Here is a 19,822-nt window from a genome sequence, read left to right as displayed (position 1 = left end):
CGAGCACACCGCGTGTCATGCGCTCACAGCCGGCGTGTCATGCGCTCACGACCCTCGTGTCATGCGCTCACGGGACGACGTGGCGTTCTTCGGCGAAGTGGCAGGCGCTCGGGTGGTCGCCCACGCGGGTGACCAGGGCGGGTTCCTCGACGGCGCAGACGTCCTGCGCCTTCCAGCACCGGGTGCGGAAGCGGCAGCCCGACGGCGGGTCGATCGGGGACGGCACGTCGCCGGTCAGCCGGATCACGTCCCGCCGCCCGCGCAACGACGGGTCGGGCACCGGCACGGCCGACAGCAGGGCCTGCGTGTACGGGTGCGTGGGGTGCTCGTAGATCTCCCGCTCGGTGCCGATCTCCACGATCTTCCCGAGGTACATCACGGCCACCCGGTCGGACAGGTGCCGCACCACGGACAGGTCGTGCGCGATGAACACGTACGACAGCCCGAACCCCGACTGCAACGACGCCAGCAGGTTCATCACCTGCGCCTGGATGGACACGTCCAGCGCGGACACCGGCTCGTCGCACACGATCACCTTCGGCCGCAGCGCCAGCGCCCGCGCGATGCCGACCCGCTGCCGCTGCCCGCCGGAGAACTGGTGCGGGTAGCGGTTGACGTGCTCCGGGTTCAACCCGACCACGTCGAGCAGCTCGCGCACCCGCCCGGCCCGCGACCCGCGCGGCGCGACCTCGGGGTGGATGTCGAACGGCTCGCCGATGATGTCGCCCACGGTCATCCGCGGGTTCAGCGAGGTGTACGGGTCCTGGAGCACGATCTGCATGTCGCGCCGCCACGCCTTCAGCGCGGCCCCGCGCAGCGAGAACATCGGCGCGCCCTCGAACAGCGCCGTCCCGGCCGTGGGCGGTTCCAGGCGCATCAGCACCTGCGCGAGCGTGGACTTGCCGCAGCCCGACTCGCCCACCACGCCCAGGGTCTCCCCCGCGCGCAGCGAGAACGACACGTCGTCGACGGCGCGCACTTGCCCGATCGTGCGCCGGAACAGCACCCCGCGCGTCACCGGGAAGTGCTTGACCAGCCCCCGGACCTCCAGCAGCTCAGCCACGGACGACCTCCTCCGCGAAGTGGCACGCACTGCCCCGCCCCGCACCCAGCGGCACGAACGCGGGCACGTCCACCGCGCACACGGCCTCGGCGCGCGGGCACCGCGGGTGGAACGGGCACCCCGGCGGGATGCGCAGCAGGCTCGGCGGCAGCCCCCGGATGGTCTCCAGCGCCGAGTGCTTCGACGAGTCCAGCCGCGGCAGCGACCGCATCAGCGCCGCCGTGTACGGGTGGCCGGGCGAGCGGAACAGCGACAGCGCGTCGGCCTCCTCCACGATCCGCCCCGCGTACATCACCGCGATCCGGTCGGCGACCTCGGCGACCACGCCCAGGTCGTGCGTGATCAGCACCAGCCCCATGGACCGCTCGCGCTGGATCTCCTTGAGCAGGTCCATGACCTGCGCCTGCACGGTCACGTCGAGCGCCGTCGTGGGCTCGTCGGCGATCAGCACCTCCGGGTCCAGCGCCAGCGCCATCGCGATCATCGCCCGCTGCCGCATGCCGCCGGAGAACTGGTGCGGGTACTCGCGCACCCGCTGCGCCGCCGACGGGATGCGCACCAGGTCGAGCAGCTCGATCGCCCGCGCCCGCGCCTGGGACCGGCTCATCCCGCGCCGCAGCCGCAGCTGCTCCTCGATCTGGAACCCGACCGTGAACACGGGGTTCAGCGCGGACAGCGCGTCCTGGAAGATCATCGCCACGCCGGACGCCCGCACCGCGCGACGCCGTTCCGGTGAGGCGGTCAGCAGCTCCTCGCCGCGGAACCGCACGGAACCGCGGGTGACGAACGCGGGCGGCGTGTCCAGGATGCCCATGACGGCCTGCGCGGTGACGCTCTTGCCCGACCCGGACTCGCCGAGCACGGCCAGCGTCTCCCCCGCGTCCACGCGGTAGGTCACGCCGTTGAGCACCCGCGCCACGCCGTCGCGGGTGCGGAACTCGACGTGCAGGTCTTCGACTTCCAGCACAGCCCACCTCACCGCAACTTGGGGTCGAGGGCTTCGCGCACGGCGTCGCCCAGCATCACGAACGCCAGCACGGTGGCGGTCAGGAACCCCGCCGGGAACAGCAGGGCGTGCGGCGCCACCCGCAGGTAGTCCTTGGCGCCGCTGATCATCACGCCCCACGACACGACCGGCGGGCGCAGCCCGATGCCCAGGTAGGACAGGGTCGCCTCGGCCCCGATGAACGCGCCGAGCGCGATGGTCGAGTACACGAGCACGGGCGCCACGCAGTTGGGCAGCATGTGCTTGCCGATGATCCGCGACGCCGGCGCGCCGAGCGCCCGCGCCGCCTTCACGTAGTCCTGCTGCTTGGCCGCGACGGCGGTGGACCGCATGATCCGCATGGCCACCGGCCAGGACAGCACCGTGATGGACAGCACGACCTGGGCGACGATCCGCACCGGCCCGGCGCCGCCGCCCGCGTTCAGCGTGGTGAGGATGACGATCGCGCCGAGCACGAACGGCACGCCCACGAACACGTCGGCGACCCGCGACACCAGCGCGTCCGGCCACCCGCCGTAGAACCCGGCCAGCATCCCGACCGACGCGCCGAGGAGCACCACGCCCACCGTGGACAGCAGGCCGACCACGATGGACGCCCGCGCGCCGTGCACGACCCGGGTGTAGATGTCGTAGCCCTGGTTGTCGTAGCCGAACCACGCCTCGGACGACGGCGCGCCGCGCGAGCGGGACAGCTGCGCGAGGTTCGGGTCGCCGGGCGCGAACAGCCCCGGGAACGCCGCCATCAGCACGACCAGCAGGATCAGCGACACGGCCACCCAGAACAGGGTGCGGCGGCGCAGGGTGTGCCAGGCGTCGCCGAACAGGCCGCGGGGGCGTTCCTCGACCAGGGAGGCGATCTGCTCAGTCATAGCGAATCCTCGGGTCCAGGACGGCGTAGAGGAGGTCCACCAGCAGCGTCATCAGCAGGTACACGAGCACCAGGACGGTGACCACGCCGGTCACCATCGCGCCGTCCTTGGTGAGGATCGACCGGAACACCAGGCCGCCGACGCCGGGCACGTTGAAGATGCCCTCGGTGACGATCGCGCCGCCGAGGAACGCGCCCAGGTCCGTGCCCAGGAACGTGATCACCGGGATGAGCGAGTTGCGCAGCAGGTGCACGCCCACCACCCGGCGCGGCGGCAGGCCCTTGGCCAGCGCGGTGCGCACGTAGTCCGCGCGCCGGTTCTCCGAGATGCTCGCCCGCGACAGCCGCGCCACGTACGCCATGGACAGCGACGCCAGCACGAATCCGGGCACGACCAGGTTGCCGATGGTCGGCGACGTCACGGTCGGCGGTATCCAGCCGAGCTGGAGCCCGAACACGAGCTGCACCACGTACCCGGTGACGAACACCGGGATGGAGATCAGGAACAGCGTCGACACCAGCACCAGGCTGTCCAGGAACCCGCGGTTGCGCAGGCCGGACACCACGCCGGCGGTGATGCCGATGACCGCCTCGACGACCAGCGCCACCAGGGCGAGCTTGAGCGTGACGGGGAACGTCGCCGCGATCCGGTCGGCGACCTGGAGCCCCGACGAGGTCAGCCCGAAGTCCCCCTGGAGCAGGTTCAGCAGGTACTTGCCGTACTGCACGAGCAGCGGGTCGTCGAGGTTGAACCGGTCCCGCATCGCCGACACGTACGACGCGGGGCAGTCGCGCTCGCCGCACTTGCCCTCGAACGGGTCGCCGGGGACGGCCCACACCATCACGTAGATCAGGAACGTCGTCCCGAGGAACACCGGGACCATCTGCAACAGCCTGCGCAGCACGTAACGCCCCAACGGAGCCTCCCACCGCCGGGGGTCGGCCCGGTCCCGCCCCGGCGGGGGCGGACCCGGACCGACCCGTCACCCCAGAGCGCTATGCCACTTCCACGGAGTACAGGTCGAGGGTGCGGAACGGGTCGAGGTTCGCGACCTTGAGCCGGTCGGACTTGCCGCCGACGGTGAACTGCGTCCACAGCGGCACGGTCGGCACGTCGGGCGCCATGATCCGCTCGGCCTCCAGGTAGAGGTCGATGGCCTCGTCCTCGCTGGTCGCCTTGTCGGCCTCGGCGAGCTTCGCGTCGAACGCCGGGTTGCTGTAGAGCCCGTCGTTGGAGGACGAGCCGGTGCGGTACAGCGGCGTCAGCCAGTTCTCGATCGACGGGTAGTCGGCGATCCAGCCCGCCCGGTACATGCCGGTCATCTCGTGCGCGTTGACCTTCTGCCGGAACTCGCCGAAGCTCGTCGACGGCACGAACCGCGCCTCGACGCCGAGGGTGTTCTTGATGCTGTTCGCCACGGCCTCGGCCCACTCCTGGTGGCCGCCGTCCGTGTTGGACAGCAGGACGATCTCGCCGGTGTAGCCGGACTTGGCGAACGCCTCCTTCGCCTTCTCCGGGTCGAACGTGCAGTAGTCGCCGCACTGGCCGGGCTTGTAACCCTTCATCAACGGGTGCACCCAGCCGTCGGCCGGCTTGCGGGTGCCCTCGAAGATCCGCTGCGTGATCTCCTCGCGGTTGATGGCCATGGAGATCGCGCGCCGCAGGTCCGCGTTGTCGTAGGGCGGCAGGTAGAACGGGAAGGCGATGGTCTGCATGTTCAGCGTCTCGCGCTGCACGACCCGGTCGCCGAGGTCCGTCTCGTACTTCTTGCCCGCCAGGGCGTTCGGCGGCAGTTCCTCCATGAAGTCCAGGTTGTTCGACACGAGGTCCGCGTAGGCCGACTCGCGGCTCTGGTAGACCTTCAGCGTCAGGTCCTTGAACTTCGGCCTGTCGTCGCCCTTGTAGTCGTCGTTGCGGGTCAGCTTGATGTCGGTGCCGACCGCGCGCGAGACGAACTTGAACGGGCCGTTGCCGATCGGGTTGGCCTCGAACGCCTTCTGGTCCTTGAAGAACGCCTCGGGCAGCGGCGCGAACACCTCGTAGCCGATGGTCACCGGGAAGACGGCGAACGGCTCGGACAGGGTGATCGTGAACTGGTGGTCGCCGTCGACCTTGAGGCCGGACATCTCCTTGACGGCGGGGGTGGGGGCCTCCTGCGGCCCGTCGGCGCCGTCCGGGTCCTTCGGGTGGACCTCGGCGTAGCCCTCGACCTGGGAGAAGAAGCTGGCGCCCTGGGTGGCGTTGGGGCCGTAGGCCGTCCAGTTCCAGGCGTCCACGAAGCTCTTGGCGGTGACCGGCGTCCCGTCGTGGAAGGTCCACCCCTGCTTGATCTTCACGGTGAAGACCCTGGAATCGGTGGTCTCGATGGACTCGGCCATCGCGTTGGCGGGCTGCGCGTCCTCGGAGCGGTACTCGACGAGGCCGGTGAACAGCGGGTCCAGCACCCGGCTGCCGCCCACCTCGGTGGTGTTGCCGGGCACGAGCGGGTTCTCCGGCTCGGTGTTGAAGATGGTGATGGCAGCCTCGGTGTCCGAGCCCGTCGAGGTGTCCTCGGCGGAGCCGCACCCGGCCGCCACGACGACGACCGCGAGTGCTGCCGGGACTAAGCGTGCACGTGACATGGGTCCTCCCACCTGTTCGGTGTGACCGAGCAGAGTCGACCGCTTCCGCAGCGTGGGAGGGACGGTATTCGTGGTGTGGGCGGGGCCACACGGATGCGGCCATTACGACCTGGTCACGACTGATCCCAGTTGACAGTTGCCCACCGCGGCCCCGAAGTCGATCAGCGGAGCCCTCCGGCCGGCCGGACCGACGTGCCCGGCGAGCCCGTGACCAGGGCGGACACCGTCACCGTCCAGCGGGCCGCGCCGACCCCGGACAACGTCGGGCACCGGTCGCGGGCCGCCGGACAACGCCGCCGGCCGAAGTGCCGGGGGTGAGCCGGGTCACGCCAGCGAGAAGGCGATGCCGTCGAGGATGTCGTGCTCGCTCGCCACCAGCTCGGTCACGCCGCGCTCCGCGAGGTGGTCGGCGAGCGCCCGCACGATCAGCGCGCCGCCGCAGATGACGTCCACCCGGCCGGGGTGCACCGGCCCGAGCGCGGCGCGCTCGTCGTGCCGCATGGCGAGCAGCCGGGCCGTCGTCTCCCGGATCTGGTCGACGCCGAGGCGGGCCAGGTGGATCGCGTCGGAGTCGTACTCGGGCAGCCCCCGGGCGAGCGCCACGAGCGTGGTGACGGTGCCCGCGACGCCGATCCACGTGCGGGCCTCCCCGGTGGGCACGGCGTCGAACGCCTCGCCCAGCACGTCCCGCGCCACCCGCACGGCCTCCTCGACCTGCCGCTCGGTGGGCGGGTCGTCGCGCAGGCACCGCTCGGTGAGCCGGACGCACCCGATGTCGACCGACCGGGCCGCCGCGACCGTGCCGCGCACCCCGTCCCACGTGCCGAGCACCAGCTCCGTCGAGCCGCCGCCGACGTCGGAGACGAGGAACGGCCCCTCGTCGGGGTCGAGGTCGGACACGGCGCCGGTGAACGACAGCCGCGCCTCCTCGTCACCGGTGATGACCTCGGCCTCGGCGCCCAGCACCGCGCGCACCATGTCGAAGAACGCGTCGCGGTTGCGCGCGTCCCGGGTCGCGGACGTGGCCACCATCCGGACCCGCTCGGTCCCCTTGCGGCGCAACACGTTCGTGTACTCCACCAGCGCGGCCCTGGTGCGCTCGACCGCGTCCGGGTGCAGCTCGCCGGTGGCGTCGACCCCCTGGCCGAGCCGGACGACCCGCATCTCCCGGTGCACGTCCCGCAACGACCACCCGCCACCGCCCGAGGCGGTCACGTCGGCCACCAGCAGCCGGATCGAGTTCGTCCCGCAGTCGATCGCGGCCACACGCGCCATGCCGGTTACCTCCACGCACTGGGTGCTCGGCCGACAAGCCTAGTGCGCGCCCCGTCCCGGTGCGCGACCCCTCGGGGGTCGCGGCGGTGCGGGGAACCCGTCAGGCGGGCTTCATCGACGAGGTCACCGACGGCGCGGAGTTCGAGCCGACCGACGAGGAGCCCGCCGAGGACGACCCCGCCGAGGAGGAACCGGCCGGCGAGGACCCCGCCGGCGAGTCCGACGTGGCGGCCGGACCGGTCGTGGCCGCCGGGGTGGTGCCCTGCGTGCTCCCGGCGGTGGTGGTCGTCGTCGTCGTGGTGGTCGTCGTCGTCGGCTCGCAGCCCGGCGGGACCGTGGTGGTCGTGGTCGGGGTGGTCGACGTCGTCGTGCCGGTGGTGGTGCTGGTCGGCGCGGTCGGGCAGGTCGGCGTCGTGGTCGTGCTCGACGGCGCCGTCGGGGTCAGCGTGATCGTGGTGCCCGGGTTGCCCGTGGTCGTGCCCGGCGCGGTCGTGGAGGTGGCCGGCGGGTTCGACGTGCCGGGGGGCGGGGTCGAGCCGCCGCCGGGGCTGGTGGAGGAGCTGCCGTCGTTGTCGTCGACGAAGTCCTCGTCCGACCCGACCAGGTCGGGCAGCGGGGTCACGCCGTTCGCGTACAGGTCCGCCCAGTACAGCACCGTGGCGACGTACTCGTTGGAGTGGTTGTAGCGGAACACGGACCGGGCCCGCTGCTCCGGGTCGGCCACGTCCGCGCCGTTCGCGCACAGGTAGTTGCCCGCACCGATGGTGGCGTCGTAGATGTTGTTCGGGTTGCTCTCGCCGTCCTCGTTGCCGTCGGCGGCGTACCCCGCCCACGTGGACGGGATGAACTGCATCGGGCCGACGGCCCGGTCCCACGTGCGGTCGCCGTCGAACCTGCCGCCGTCGGTGTCGCGGATCGCCGCCATGCCGGGGCCGCCGTTGAGCACGGGGCCGAGGATCGGGTTGACCGTGTCGCCGTTCTCGTTCACCCGGCCGCCGCGGGCGTGGCCCGACTCGATGCGGCCGATGCTCGCCAGCAGCGGCCAGTCCAGGTTGCAGTTCGGCGTGGTCTCGGCGACGCGGTCGGCGGCGCGCATGTACGCGTCGAGCACGACGCCCGGGATGCCGTGCTGGCCCTCGCGGAGGAAACCGCCCTCCAGCGGGGGCAGGTCGTCCTCGAACCCGGACGGGTCGTCGGCGTCGGCGAGCAGCGACGCGGACAGCTCGTCGGCCTCCGGCAGGCGTCCGCCGGCGCCCAGCGACCCCCGGTCCAGGGCGAGCGTGCCCAGCACGTCACCCGCGCCGGGCGGGACGGCCTCGATGTCGGACCTGCCGGACAGGGTCACCCAGTCCACCGGGTTCATCCCGTGCAGCAGCGTGGGCACGAGCATCGCCCCCACCGCTGCCGAAGCGAAGCCCCACTGACGTGGCGTCAGCGTGCCCTGGTGGACCTTCGTCCGCTTTCGCGCGCGTCGCTTCGACTTCGGCACAACCACGAACTCCCCATCGCCTCGTCACCCGGCTCACGACCCAGACTGCCTGATCCGAACGGCGGTGTCACGGCCGAGCACGTGCTTTGTGTCCGGAGAACTGCCCTTAGGGACAGTTTTTCACCGTTGACGAGCATTCCCCGCTCGGCCACCACTCGGCCAGCCGCTCCAGCGCCTCGTCGCCGAACGGGTTGACGCCCGGTCCGGCGGCCAGCGCGTGCGCGACGTGCACGTGCAGGCACTTCACGCGGTCCGGCATCCCGCCCGCCGTGACGGTCGTGCCCAGCGGCTCGATGGCGTCGCGCTCGGCCAGGTACAGCTCGTGCGCCCGGCGGTAGCGCGCCGCCAGCTCCGCGTCCTCCGCCAGCCGGTCGGTCATCTCCTTCATCAGGCCGGCCCCTTCGAGCCTGCTGACGTAGGAGTTCAACCGGGAGCAGGTCAGGTAGTACAGCGTGGGGAACGGCGTGCCGTCCTCCAGCCGCGGGCTGGTCTGCACGACCGCCGGGTGCCCGCTCGGGCAGCGCGCGGCGATCTCCCTCATGCCGCGCGGGGCGCGCCCCAGCTGGGCCGCGACCGCTTCCCGGTCCTCGTCGCTCACCGTCATCGTGCCGCCGCCGAATCCCACAACTGCTCGTACCACGCCTTGTCCTCGGCCGGCTCGGTCGCCGGGCGCCGTTCTTCCCTCTCGCGCTCCGCGTCACCGGGGAGCTGCACGACGTAGGGCGTCTCCCCCGGTCGCACGTAGTGCAGCCGCCGCCGCGCCTCCGCCTCCACGTGCGCGGGGTCGGCCAGCTCCTGCTTGCGCCGCTCCAGCTCGGCCACCTCGGCGCGCAGGGTCTCGTGCGAGGCGGTGACCTCGCGCAGCTCCTCGCGCTGGGCCAGGTAGGTGCGCAGGGGCACCGCGATGCTCAGCGCGAGCGCGCACACCACCATGGCGAGCAGGGCGGCCCGGCGGGTGCCGGTCATGCCGAACGCGCCACCGGTGCCCGCGCCCGCCCGGCTGCGCGCCCTCTACTGCGGGCGGCGGGCCGGCGGCCTGCCCTCGGCGGCGCGGGCGCGCGGTGCGCCCGCCCGTCCGGCGTTCCCGCCGGACGCGCCGCTCGCGGCCTTGCCCGTCGACCCCTTGCCCGTCAAACCCTTGCCCGTCGAACCCTTGCCGGACCCGTTCTTGCCGGTCGCGGCCTTGCCGGACGCGCCGCCCGTGCCCTTGCCGGACGCGCCCTTGCCGTCCGTCGCGCGGCGGCCGCGGGCAGGGCGCGCCCCCCGCGCGGCGTCACGGCCGCGTCGGGGGTCGCGCTCCCGTGCCGACATCAGCCCTCCGGCGTGTACCGCGGGAAGGCCAGGTCACCGGCGTAGCGCGCGGCGTCGCCCAGCGCCTCCTCGATGCGCAGGAGCTGGTTGTACTTCGCGGTGCGCTCACCGCGCGCCGGGGCGCCGGTCTTGATCTGGCCCGCGCCGACGGCCACCGCGAGGTCCGCGATCGTGGTGTCCTCGGTCTCGCCCGACCGGTGGGACATCATCGACTTGTAGCCGTACGACGTGGCCAGCGCGACCGCGTCCAGCGTCTCGGACAGCGTGCCGATCTGGTTGACCTTCACCAGCAGCGCGTTGGCCGCGCGGCGGGAGATGCCCTCCTCCAGCCGCTCCGGGTTGGTGACGAACAGGTCGTCGCCGACGATCTGGACGCGCTCGCCCAGCTCGGCGGTCATCTGCACCCAGCCGTCCCAGTCGTCCTCGGACAGCGGGTCCTCGATCGACACCATCGGGTAGGCGTTGACCAGCTCGGTGTAGTAGCCGGTCATCTGCTCGGCGCTGCGCTTGGTCTTCTCGAACGTGTAGGCGCCGTCGGAGTAGAACTCGGTGGCGGCCACGTCGAGGGCCAGCGCGATGTCGCGGCCCGGGGTGAACCCGGCCTTCTCGATCGCGACCAGGATCAGGTCCAGCGCGTCGCGGTTGCTGGACAGGGACGGCGCGAAGCCGCCCTCGTCGCCCAGGCCCGTGCCGAGGCCCTTGGACTTCAGCACCGACTTGAGCGCGTGGTAGGTCTCCGCGCCCCAGCGCAGGGCCTCGCGGAAGCTCTCCGCGCCGATCGGCGCGATCATGAACTCCTGGATGTCCACGTCGGTGTCGGCGTGCGCGCCACCGTTGAGGATGTTCAGCATCGGCACCGGCAGGACGTGCGCGTTCGGGCCGCCGACGTAGCGGAACAGCTCCAGGCCGCTCGACGCCGCCGCCGCCTTCGCCACGGCCAGCGACACGCCCAGGATGGCGTTCGCGCCCAGGCGGGACTTGTCCGGCGTGCCGTCCAGGTCGACCAGCTTCTGGTCGACCACGCGCTGCTCCACGGCCTCGATGCCGACCAGCTCGGGGCCGATCTCGTCGAGCACCGCGGTGACCGCGCGCTCGACGCCCTTGCCCAGGTAGCGCTTGGCGTCGCCGTCCCTCAGCTCGACCGCCTCGTGCTCGCCGGTCGACGCGCCGGACGGAACCGCGGCGCGCTCCAGCGTGCCGTCGTCCAGCGCCACCTCTACCTCGACGGTCGGGTTGCCTCGCGAGTCCAGGATCTCGCGGGCGCCGACCTGCTCGATGACCGCCACGTGCGCTCCCTCGTCAGACCATCTCTGTATCGGTGCCGAGCCTAGTTGGTGCAAGGTGTGGGAGAACGCCGGCTCCGCCGTGGCGTTCGCGTTCACGGGAGGTTACGTCTTGGTTCACCTTTCGCGGGGCGGTTCAGGACCGCTGCTGGTGCTGCTGCACGGCCTGGGCGCGACGGGGTCGGTGTGGCGCTCAGCTGCGGAAAGGTGGCCGGGGTCGTGGCTGGCGGTGGACCTGCCGGGCCACGGCCGGTCGGAGCCGCTGGAGCGGTGCTCGTTCGGCTCGTTCGCCGCGGCGGTGGCGTCCGCCGTCCCGGCCGGCCCGGTCGCCGTGCTGGGCCACTCGCTCGGCGGGGTGGTGGCGCTGGCGCTGGCCAGCGGGTGGTTCGGGGTGGACGTGCGGGCCGCCGCCGGGCTCGGGGTCAAGCTCCGCTGGACCGACGACGAGCTGGCCCGCGCCGCCGCCCTGGCCGCGAAGCCGCCGCGCGTGCTCCCCACCCGCGAGGAGGCGGCCGGCTGGGCGGCGAGGCTCGCGGGCGTGCCGCTGGACGACGGGGTCGCGGAGGTGCCCGGCGGGTGGCGCGCGGCGCTGGACCCGGCCGCGTTCGGGGTGGGTGCGCCGGACGTCGACGGCCTGCTCGCCGCGGCCCGCTGCCCGGTGCTGCTGGCGGCCGGCGAGGACGACCCGATGTGCCCGCCGGAGCACCTGCGCGCGGCCCAGCCGGGCGGGGTGGTGCTGCCCGGCGTCGGGCACAACGCCCACGTGGAGCAACCCGCGTCGATCACCCCGGTGCTCTCGTGGCTGCACGACGCTCTGCTCACGTGACACGCCCGTCCCGTCATCCGGTCGGCTGTCGTACTGCGACCGGATGCGCGGGTAGCGTTGATCGGACCATGACGGACAGCACCTTCGAGGCGTTCCGCCGAGCCGAGGCGCTGCTCGCGGAGCGCCGACCGCTGGAAGCGCTGCGCGAGCTCCGCATCGTGCTCGAAGCAGCACCGGACCAGGCGGGCGTGCAACTGCTCGCGGGGCGGGCCTACCTCGGGTCGGCCCAGCTCAAGCGCGCCGAGGAGGCGTTCCGCAAGGTCGTCGAGATGGACCCGAGCGACCACTTCGCCCGCTTCGCCCTGGGCCGCACCCTGCAACGCCAGAGCCGCCTGCCGGAGGCGCTGACGCAGCTGCGCATCGCGGCGGCGATGAACCCGACGCCGGAGTACCAGGAGGCGCTGGGCGAGGTCAGCGCCCGCCTGGCCGTCGAGCGCGACCGCTGACGCCGGCCCCGTGCCGGTTCAGGCCCCGGGGCCGGTTCAGGCCCCGGTGCTGGCCCGGGCGTACGCCTCGGCCCCGCTGAACACGTTCTGCCCGTACTCGGTCGAGTTGTTGTAGTCCAGCACGGCCGCCCACCAGCCCGACCCCGTGCCCAGGTCGCGGCCCCCGGAGCACAGGTAGCGGGCGGCGGCGAGGGCGGCGTCGTCGATGTCCTGCGGGTCGGGCCGGGCGCCGTCGCCGTTCGCCCGCACCGCGTAGCGGGCCCACGTGGTGGGGATGAACTGCATCGGGCCGACCGCGCGGTCCCACCTGGTGTCGCCGTCGAGCGCCCCGCCGTCGGAGTCCGCGATGGCCTTGAGGCCCGGCGAGCCGTCGAGGGGGATGCCGATGATCGGCTCGGACGGCCGGCCGTCCTCACCCAGCTTCAGACCGCCGATGGTGCCGTGGTGGGACTCGATGCGGCCGATGCCCGCCAGGGTCGCCCACGAGACGCGGCACGACGGGTCCTGGGCGCGCATCAGCAGGTCGGCGACGGCGTAGGCGCGCAGGGCGCGGGCCGGGACGTCGATCTTGTCCGACAGCGACGACGCCCACGCGGCGAGCGGTTCGGCGGTGCCGGTCACGGCGGGCGACGCCTGACCGGTGGCGCCGCCCTCGGGCACCGGGCCGCCCGACCCCGGCGCGGCCTCACCGGGCCGCACCTCCAGGAACGGCACGGGGAACGGCGGGTCGGCGGCTCGGGGCGCGGAGCGGTTGAGCGTGCCCAGCGCCCACGCGCCGCCCGCCACGACGGCGATCAGCAGGAGCACGAGGGACAGGCGCCCGACGAGGTTGCCGACGTGGCCGCGCGGGCGCGGCTCGGGCTTCGGCTTCGACGGCGGCGGGACGACCACGCCACCCAGGCTACGTGCTCGTTCGCCCTCTTCGGGGAACATCACGCGGCGGTCTGCGGGGAATGACCGGAAACCCTGGTCAGGGCCCGTTCACCCGGCGGTCGGGACGGCGCGGGCCCGGCTAAGCCGGGGAGATCGGCGTCGTCCCGCCGCGGGGGACCGGGGGCGGCTGTGGTCGTGGGCATCCTGGTGGCCTTCCTGCTGCCGGTCGTGTCCGGGGCGGCGGTCGGTCCCGCCCGCCCCTGATCAGGACGTCCGGGCGGCGGGCGGCGTTCGCCGGCGGCGCCCCGCCGCCCACCGTGGCCTTCGTCACCGCTCCGGCAGCCCCCGGCCCACCTCGGTCAGGAGCCCGCGCAGCCACCGGTGGCCGGCGTCGTCGACGTGCCGCGGGTGGAACCAGAACGACTGGACGAACGGCGGCGCGGGCCACGGGTGGTCGAGCACGCGCAGGTCGGCGACGCCGCGCAGGAGCCGGGCGAGCCGCCGCTGGATCATCGCGACCCGGTCGGTGCCGGCGACCAGCAGCGGCAGCGACTGGAAGTTCTCCACCGCCACCTCCGGCTCGACGCCGGGTGGGAGCGGGTGCTGGTTCGCGCCCCGGTAGGCGACGACCCACGGCAGCGAGGCCAGCAGCTCGGTCGTGACCGGCTGCCGGGTCGCCGCGCCGCCCTCGGCGGCGATCAGCACCCAGCGGTCCTCGAACAGGTCGACCGACGGGTGGTGGCCGCGCACGAGGCCGCGCGGCATGAGCAGCCCGTCGACGCGGCGCAGGGTGCCCCCGACGTCGTCCAGCACGGCGGGCGCGACCTGGGTGAACCGGAACCGCGCACCCGGCGCGCGGTCCCGCGCCGCCCGGACCAGCTCGCCGCCGACCACGGCGAGCGCGTAGTCCGACAGGACCAGGGTGAACTCGCGGTCGGTGCGCGCCGGGTCGAAGTCGGGCTGCCCGGAGAACACCCGCCGCACCGCGCCGACGGCCGCCGCCGTGGGCGCGACCAGCGACGACGCCAGCGGCGTCAGCTCGTAGCCGCCGCCGACCCTGGTCAGCAGCGGGTCGTCGAAGTGCCGGCGCAGCCGGGCCAGGCACGCGCTGGTGGCGGGTTGGCTGAGCCCCAGCCGCCGGGCGGCGCGGGTGACGTGCCGCTCCTCCAGCAGGGCGTGCAGCGCCACCAGCAGGTTCAGGTCCAGGTCGCCGAGCGCGGTCACCGGGTCGGCCGCGTCACCCGACCCGCCTCCCGGCGCCCGGCGGGACCGCGGGGTCCGTCGTGCCGGGGTCCGCCGGGCCCGGTTCGGGGGTCGGCGACCCCGTGCCCGGCGCGCTCGTGCCCGGCGGCGCGGTCGCGGGTGGCGTGGTGGCCGGGGGCGTGGTCGCCGGCGGGGTGGTGGCGGGCGGGGTCGTCGCCGGCGGGGTCGTCGCCGGGGGCGCGGTGGTCGCCGGCGCGCTCGTCGGGTGGTCCGGCGACAGGCCCGGCTCCGACGTCGGCGTCCTCGGCGGCACCGGCGCGGTGGTCGTGCCGGTGACCGGGTCCGGCGACGACGGGAACGGCGGGAACGGCGGCAGCACCACCGTCCACGGTCCCGACCGGTCCGGCGGCCGACCCGGCCGCGGCACGTCCGTGCGCACCGGCACGCCGGGGCCGCGCCGCGCGGACGTCGGCTCCAGGCCGCCCCGCTGCACCTCCCGCCGCCCGGTGGACGCGGTCGTGCCGGTGGTCGCGACCTGAGGCGCCGGCACGCCGGCCCGCGCGCTCGCCGGCGCCTGCCGCCCGGACACCCACACCGACCCGACCGCGCCCGGCGGCGGCGCGGGCCGGTCGACGGCCAGCAGCAGCGCCGCCAACCCGCCCGCCGCCGCCAGCGGCAGCAGCACCACCGCCGAGAAGCACCCGCGCCCCGAGCGCGGCAACAACCGATGACTCACCCGACCCCCGACCCGAACTCTCGTGCTGTCCATTGGTCGGTTCGGGACCACCGGCCGCAACCACCACGGGGTCACGCGCCCGGGTGGTCCCGATCAGGTGAGGGGCGGGAGCTGCGGCGGAGTGGCCGCCGGCCGGGTCTCCAGCGCCTCCAGCGCCAGCCGCACGGCCGTGTCGAGCTGCGGGTCGCGGCCGGCCACCCGGTCCTGCGGCGTGATCACGACCTCCACGTCCGGGTCCACGCCGTGGTTCTCCACGCCCCAGCCGGGCCCGGCGAACCAGGTGGCGTAGCGCGGCTGCGTCACCAGCGTCCCGTCGACCAGGTGGTACCGCATGTCGATGCCGATCACGCCGCCCCACGTGCGGGTGCCGACGACCGGGCCGATGCCCATCTCCTTGATGGCCACGTTGACGATGTCGCCGTCGGACCCGGCGAACTCGTCCGCGATGGCCACCACCGGCCCGCGCGGCGCGTCGCCGGGGTAGCTGTCGGCCGTGGTGTAGCCGCGCGCCACCGACCAGCCGATGATCCTGCGCCCGAGCTTCTCCACGACCAGCTCGGACGTGTGCCCGCCGCCGTTCTCCCGCACGTCGAGCACCACGGCCTCGCGCGCCAGCTCGACCCGCAGGTCGCGGTGCAGCTGCGCCCAGCCCGCGCCCGTCATGTCCGGCACGTGCAGGTAGCCCACGCGCCCGTCGGACAGCTCCCGCACGCGGGCCCGCCGGTCGGCGACCCACGCGTGGTAGCGCAGCGGCTCCTCGTCCTCCAGCGGCACCACCACGACCCGGCGCGGCTCGCCGCCGCCACCGGGCCGCACGGTCAGCTCCACCGGCTTGCCCGCCGTGCCCACGAGCAGCGGCGCGGGACCGGTCCTCGGGTCCACCTGCCGCCCGTCCACGGCGACGACCGCGTCACCGGCCCGCACCGCGACACCGGGCGCGGCGAGCGGCGACCGGGCCGCCGGGTCCGAGGTCTCCCCCGGGATCACCCTGGTCACCCGCCACGCGCCCGACTCGTCGCGCTCCAGGTCCGCGCCGAGCAGCCCCACCGCGCGGCCCCGCGCGCCGTGCGCCGGGATCACGTAGGCGTGCGACGTGCCCAGCTCGCCCTGCACCTCCCACAGCAGGTCCACCAGGTCGCCGTAGCTGCCCAGCCGGTCCACCAGGGGCCGGTAGCGCTCCAGCACGCCCGCCCAGTCCACGCCGCCCATGTCGGTGCGCCAGAAGTGGTCGCGCATCAACCGGCCCGCCTCGGCGTACGCCTGCCGCCACTCGGCGGCCCGGTCCACCACGACCCGCACCCGGGACAGGTCCACCTCGACGGAGTCGCCGTCGTCCGGGTCGACCTTGCGGTCGGCGGGCACCACCCGCAGGTCGCCGCCGTCCTGCACGACCACCCGCTGCCCGTCACCGGTCACGTCGAACGCGTCCAGGCCGTCCACCAGCACCTCGGCGCGCGACTTGGCCAGGTCGAACCGCTCCAGCACCGCCCGGGGCGGGCGGGCGCCGCTCGGCAGGTTGTCGCCGAGGACGCCGCGCAGCGACGAGCGCAGCCACAGCAGGCCGCCCTTCGCGGCGGTCAGCCCCGCGTAGCCGGCCGCGCCGACCGGCACCGGGACCACCCGGTCGGCCAGGCCCTCCAGGTCGACGACGGTGATCGGGTTCTCGTCCTTGTCCTTGTCGTCCTTGTCGGACGGGTCGTCGCCGACCGGCCGGCCCAGCCGCATCGGGTCGAACGGCGAGGGCGTGGTCGCCGCCAGCGGCACCAGGTACGGGCGGCAGCCGGTGGGGAACGACAGGTCGAACACGTGCGCGTCGTACACCGGGTCGAAGCTGCGCACCGACAGGAACGCCAGGTAGCGGCCGTCCTCGGTGAACGTCGGCGAGTAGTCGGAGAACCGCAGCGGCGTCACGTCCACCACGGACAGGTCGGTGGTGTTCGTCATCCGGATGTGCTGGAGCGGGCGCGGGCCGGGGTGCGACCAGGCCAGCCAGTTCGAGTCCGGCGAGAACGCCAGGTCGTCGACGTGCGGGTTCGCCCCGGCCAGCACCTCGCGGACCTCGCCCGACTCGACGTCCACGAGCAGCAGCCGGCCGTCGTGCGTGGCCACCGCGAGCCGCCGGCCGTCCGGCGAGGCGACCAGCTCCAGCACCCGGCCCAACCGGCCGACCGCGAGCCGGCGCGGCTCGTTGCCCGGCTCGACGCCGCCGACCGGCGAGAACTCCAGGCCCTCCTCGCCGTCCGCGTCGGTCACCCACACCACGGCGTCGCCGACCACCCGGGGCAGGCGCGCCCGCACGCCCGGCTGCTCGGCCAGCGCCCGCACCGGGCCGTCCTTGTGCGTCACCCAGTGCACGGTGCCGCGCACCTCGACGACGCTCGCCCGGCCCGTCCGGTCCGCGTCGAAGTCGTCGGGGCGCGAGCCGACCGGCCGGGGCCTGCGCGCGGTGCGGGGGCCGCCCAGGGCGATGTCGATCCGGCGGGGCTCGGCGTCCAGGCCGTCGAGGAGCCACAGCTCGCCCGCGTGCTGCCACACGACCCGGCGGCCGTCGCTCGTCGCGAGGCGCGCGTAGAACTCCTGCTCGGTGTGCCGGCGCAGGTCGGAGCCGTCCGGCAGCACCGAGTACAGGCTGCCCACGCCCTCGTGGTCGGACAGGAACGCGATGCGGTCCCCGACCCACGCGGGCGAGGTGAGCGACGACGTCAGCTCGGGCAGGATGCGGCGGAACCCGCCGTCGCCGTCCGCGTCGACCCACAGCTTGCCCGCCGCCCCGCCCCGGTACCGCTTCCACCACGCGGGGTCATGGCCGTAGACGGAGGTCACCACCACCTGCCCGGCCGGGCCGAACGACACGTCGCCCACCCACCCGAACGGCAGCCGCCGGCCCGGCCCGCCGTCGGTCGGCAGGGCGTGCGCCCACTTCCGGTTGCCCGACGCCTGGCCGGCGGACGTGACGGCGACGACCTCGCCGTCCGGGGTCCACCCGCGCACGCCGGTCGAGTAGTCGCCCCAGTGGGTCAGGCGCGTCGCCGCGCCGCCCTCGACCGGGGCCAGGTGCACCTCGGGCGCGCCGTCGCGGCGGCTGGCCCAGGCCAGGTGCGTGCCGGTCGGGTCGAAGCGCGGGGAGGACACCGGGACCTGGTCGGCGGTCACCCGCCAGGCCCGGCCCCCGGCGAGGGGTGCCAGCCACACGTCGTCCTCGGCCACGAACGTGACGAGGTCGCCGTGCAGGTGCGGGAAGCGGAGGTAGGCCGGTTCGGTCACCCCCCCGACGTTAGCGCGCCGACCCCGTCCCCTCGATCCAGCCCACGAAGCCCGCCGATCGGCCTCCGCCGGGGACCGCCCGCCGAACCGGGGCTTTCCCGAACAGCACCACCGCGCCCCGCCGGCCTGACAGGATCGTCCCCGTGTTGAACAATCCCCCGTTCACCTACGAGGACGTGGCAGCCGCCCTGCTGGAGATCGGCATGATCTCCGCGGACAAGGCGCGGGCCGTCCTGGACCAGTTCGCCGACTACGCGCGGGACCCGCTGGACCGGTACGGCGTCGCGGCGGCCCTCCAGTCGTTCGACCTGGCGGTCACCGTCCACGCCGACGACGTCGACTTCCTGGAGGAGTCCTACGAGCACCTGCTGGTGCAGGCGGCCGGGCTGACCGGCGGCGCGGTCACCGTCACCGACGTCCGGCTGCACCAGGGCGAGCCCGACGACGACGGGCGCGACGACGTGCTGGAGTTCAAGCGCGACGGCGAAGTCGTGACCGTCCACGCCGAGCACTTCTCGGACGAGTACCTCGACCACCTGGCGGCCGGCGAGGCGATCGGCCACCTCTCCCCCGACGACCCGCGCCGGTTCCACGAGGTCGGCTTCGAACGCGACCCGAACCGCGTCTACGAGACCGTCATCGCCCTCGCCACGCCCGAGCAGGCCCGGGCCCTGCACGAGCGCTTCGGCCTCGTCCTCAGGTAGCCGGCCGAGCGGGTCGGGCGGGTCGGGCGGGTCGGGCCGGCTCACCCGGGCCAGTGGGCGCGCCAGTCCTCGGCCGTCAGGGTCCCCGTCACGCCCGCCGCGCGCGCCGACCCCTCGGCCGCCCGCACCGACGCCGCGAACCGCCGCGCCACCGCGCGCAGCTCCGTCTCCGGGTCCTCGCCGGCCAGCTTGGCCAGGGCCGCCACCGCGAACAGCGTCGTCCCGGTGTCGTCGCCCTCGGGCAGCAGGTCCACCGGGAACCCGGCCCGCGCCACCCGCTGCGCCAGCTTCCCGGCCAGCGCCACCGCGGGCTGACCGGTCGCCACGCCGTCCAGGCTGGACGTCCGCTGCTTCTCGACCTGCTTCAGCTCCTCCCACCGGTGCTGCTGGGAGGACGCGTCGGTCACCGCCGGGTCACCGCCGGAGAACACGTGCGGGTGACGTCCGACGAGCTTGGCCACCAGGTCGCCGGCCACCTCGTCGATGCCGAACGGCTCGGCCGGGTCCTCGGCCGCGATCCGGGCGTGGAAGAGGACCTGGAGCAGCACGTCGCCCAGCTCCTCGCGCAGCGCCGCCCGGTCACCGTCCTCGATGGCCTCCAGCAGCTCGTAGGTCTCCTCCACGAGGTACTGGCGCAACGACTTGTGGTCCTGCTCGGCGTCCCACGGGCACCCGCCGGGCGAGCGCAGCCGGTCCATCACCGCGACCGCGTCCCGCAGCGGCGACGACGGCGGGGGGCCGATCACCCGCGACCCCGTGGTCGTCATCCACAGCGCGGCCGGTTCGGACGGGTCTGTGGTCAGCAGCACGGCACCGGGCTTCAGGACCTCGGGCACCGGCACCGCGCCCCACA

The 19,822-nt window shown here is 74.2% G+C and carries 19 protein-coding genes; 3 read left to right on the top strand and 16 right to left on the bottom strand.

Annotated elements, in window-relative coordinates:
• Positions 1-67: 67 nt before the first annotated feature.
• From ACR807_RS30205 to eno, 11 genes are all read right to left on the bottom strand, one after another.
• Positions 68-1,063: an ABC transporter ATP-binding protein gene (locus tag ACR807_RS30205; RefSeq protein WP_438924851.1), complete on the bottom strand. Its 996-nt coding sequence runs from the start codon at positions 1,061-1,063 to the stop codon at positions 68-70.
• Positions 1,056-2,030, bottom strand: coding sequence for an ABC transporter ATP-binding protein (locus ACR807_RS30200; RefSeq protein ID WP_438924850.1), 975 nt, complete (start codon positions 2,028-2,030; stop codon positions 1,056-1,058). Before ACR807_RS30200 ends, ACR807_RS30205 begins: the two co-directional genes overlap by 8 nt.
• An 8-nt stretch (positions 2,031-2,038) precedes the next feature.
• Positions 2,039-2,938, bottom strand: a complete 900-nt coding sequence (locus ACR807_RS30195; RefSeq protein WP_438924849.1) for an ABC transporter permease — start codon at positions 2,936-2,938, stop codon at positions 2,039-2,041.
• A complete protein-coding gene (locus ACR807_RS30190) occupies positions 2,931-3,854 on the bottom strand; it encodes an ABC transporter permease (RefSeq protein WP_438924848.1) in 924 nt (307 codons plus the stop codon). Before ACR807_RS30190 ends, ACR807_RS30195 begins: the two co-directional genes overlap by 8 nt.
• 79 nt (positions 3,855-3,933) lie before the next feature.
• Positions 3,934-5,559, bottom strand: a complete 1,626-nt coding sequence (locus ACR807_RS30185) for a peptide ABC transporter substrate-binding protein (RefSeq protein ID WP_438924847.1) — start codon at positions 5,557-5,559, stop codon at positions 3,934-3,936.
• A 324-nt stretch (positions 5,560-5,883) separates the two neighbouring features.
• Positions 5,884-6,834 carry a Ppx/GppA phosphatase family protein gene (locus ACR807_RS30180; RefSeq protein WP_438924846.1) on the bottom strand — a complete coding sequence of 317 codons (951 nt, stop codon included), beginning with the start codon at positions 6,832-6,834 and terminating at the stop codon, positions 5,884-5,886.
• A gap of 100 nt (positions 6,835-6,934) precedes the next feature.
• Positions 6,935-8,224, bottom strand: a complete 1,290-nt coding sequence (locus ACR807_RS30175; protein WP_438924845.1) for a lytic transglycosylase domain-containing protein — start codon at positions 8,222-8,224, stop codon at positions 6,935-6,937.
• Positions 8,225-8,429: 205 nt separating this feature from the next.
• Positions 8,430-8,927 (bottom strand): DUF501 domain-containing protein, encoded by a 498-nt coding sequence (locus tag ACR807_RS30170; RefSeq protein ID WP_438924860.1) that lies wholly within the window; start codon positions 8,925-8,927, stop codon positions 8,430-8,432.
• The gene (locus ACR807_RS30165; protein WP_438924844.1) at positions 8,924-9,289 is read right to left on the bottom strand and encodes an FtsB family cell division protein; all 366 of its coding nucleotides are present in this window, start codon (positions 9,287-9,289) and stop codon (positions 8,924-8,926) included. Before ACR807_RS30165 ends, ACR807_RS30170 begins: the two co-directional genes overlap by 4 nt.
• Before the next feature lie 45 nt (positions 9,290-9,334).
• The gene (locus tag ACR807_RS30160) at positions 9,335-9,634 is read right to left on the bottom strand and encodes a hypothetical protein (RefSeq protein WP_438924843.1); all 300 of its coding nucleotides are present in this window, start codon (positions 9,632-9,634) and stop codon (positions 9,335-9,337) included.
• Positions 9,634-10,920 (bottom strand): phosphopyruvate hydratase, encoded by a 1,287-nt coding sequence (gene eno, locus ACR807_RS30155; protein ID WP_438924842.1) that lies wholly within the window; start codon positions 10,918-10,920, stop codon positions 9,634-9,636. Before eno ends, ACR807_RS30160 begins: the two co-directional genes overlap by 1 nt.
• A 109-nt stretch (positions 10,921-11,029) precedes the next feature.
• Between eno and ACR807_RS30150 the strand changes: the two genes are divergently transcribed.
• A complete protein-coding gene (locus tag ACR807_RS30150; RefSeq protein WP_438924841.1) occupies positions 11,030-11,743 on the top strand; it encodes an alpha/beta fold hydrolase in 714 nt (237 codons plus the stop codon).
• A 68-nt stretch (positions 11,744-11,811) separates the two neighbouring features.
• The gene (locus tag ACR807_RS30145) at positions 11,812-12,189 is read left to right on the top strand and encodes a tetratricopeptide repeat protein (RefSeq protein WP_438924840.1); all 378 of its coding nucleotides are present in this window, start codon (positions 11,812-11,814) and stop codon (positions 12,187-12,189) included.
• Between the two features lie 36 nt (positions 12,190-12,225).
• On the opposite strand, the gene ACR807_RS30140 is transcribed toward ACR807_RS30145, so the two are convergent.
• The 4 genes from ACR807_RS30140 to ACR807_RS30125 form a co-directional block, all read right to left on the bottom strand.
• A complete protein-coding gene (locus tag ACR807_RS30140; protein WP_438924839.1) occupies positions 12,226-13,080 on the bottom strand; it encodes a lytic murein transglycosylase in 855 nt (284 codons plus the stop codon).
• 309 nt (positions 13,081-13,389) lie between these two features.
• Positions 13,390-14,286 carry a LysR family transcriptional regulator gene (locus ACR807_RS30135; RefSeq protein ID WP_438924838.1) on the bottom strand — a complete coding sequence of 299 codons (897 nt, stop codon included), beginning with the start codon at positions 14,284-14,286 and terminating at the stop codon, positions 13,390-13,392.
• 13 nt (positions 14,287-14,299) lie between these two features.
• Positions 14,300-15,001, bottom strand: coding sequence for a hypothetical protein (locus ACR807_RS30130; protein ID WP_438924837.1), 702 nt, complete (start codon positions 14,999-15,001; stop codon positions 14,300-14,302).
• 93 nt (positions 15,002-15,094) lie between these two features.
• Positions 15,095-18,265, bottom strand: coding sequence for a S41 family peptidase (locus ACR807_RS30125; RefSeq protein ID WP_438924836.1), 3,171 nt, complete (start codon positions 18,263-18,265; stop codon positions 15,095-15,097).
• Between the two features lie 143 nt (positions 18,266-18,408).
• On the opposite strand from ACR807_RS30125, the gene ACR807_RS30120 reads away from it, so the two are divergent.
• Complete coding sequence (locus ACR807_RS30120; protein WP_438924835.1) at positions 18,409-18,969, top strand: hypothetical protein; 561 nt, start codon at positions 18,409-18,411, stop codon at positions 18,967-18,969.
• A gap of 41 nt (positions 18,970-19,010) precedes the next feature.
• Here the strand turns inward: ACR807_RS30120 and ACR807_RS30115 are convergent.
• Positions 19,011-19,822 (bottom strand): nucleoside triphosphate pyrophosphohydrolase (locus ACR807_RS30115; RefSeq protein WP_438924834.1); only part of this gene is annotated, 812 nt, incomplete at its 5' end.

Origin of the sequence: Saccharothrix sabaoui, from assembly GCF_051756985.1 — a bacterium.
In the GTDB taxonomy this organism is placed as follows: domain Bacteria; phylum Actinomycetota; class Actinomycetes; order Mycobacteriales; family Pseudonocardiaceae; genus Actinosynnema.
This window is presented reverse-complemented; position numbering and strand designations above follow the sequence as displayed.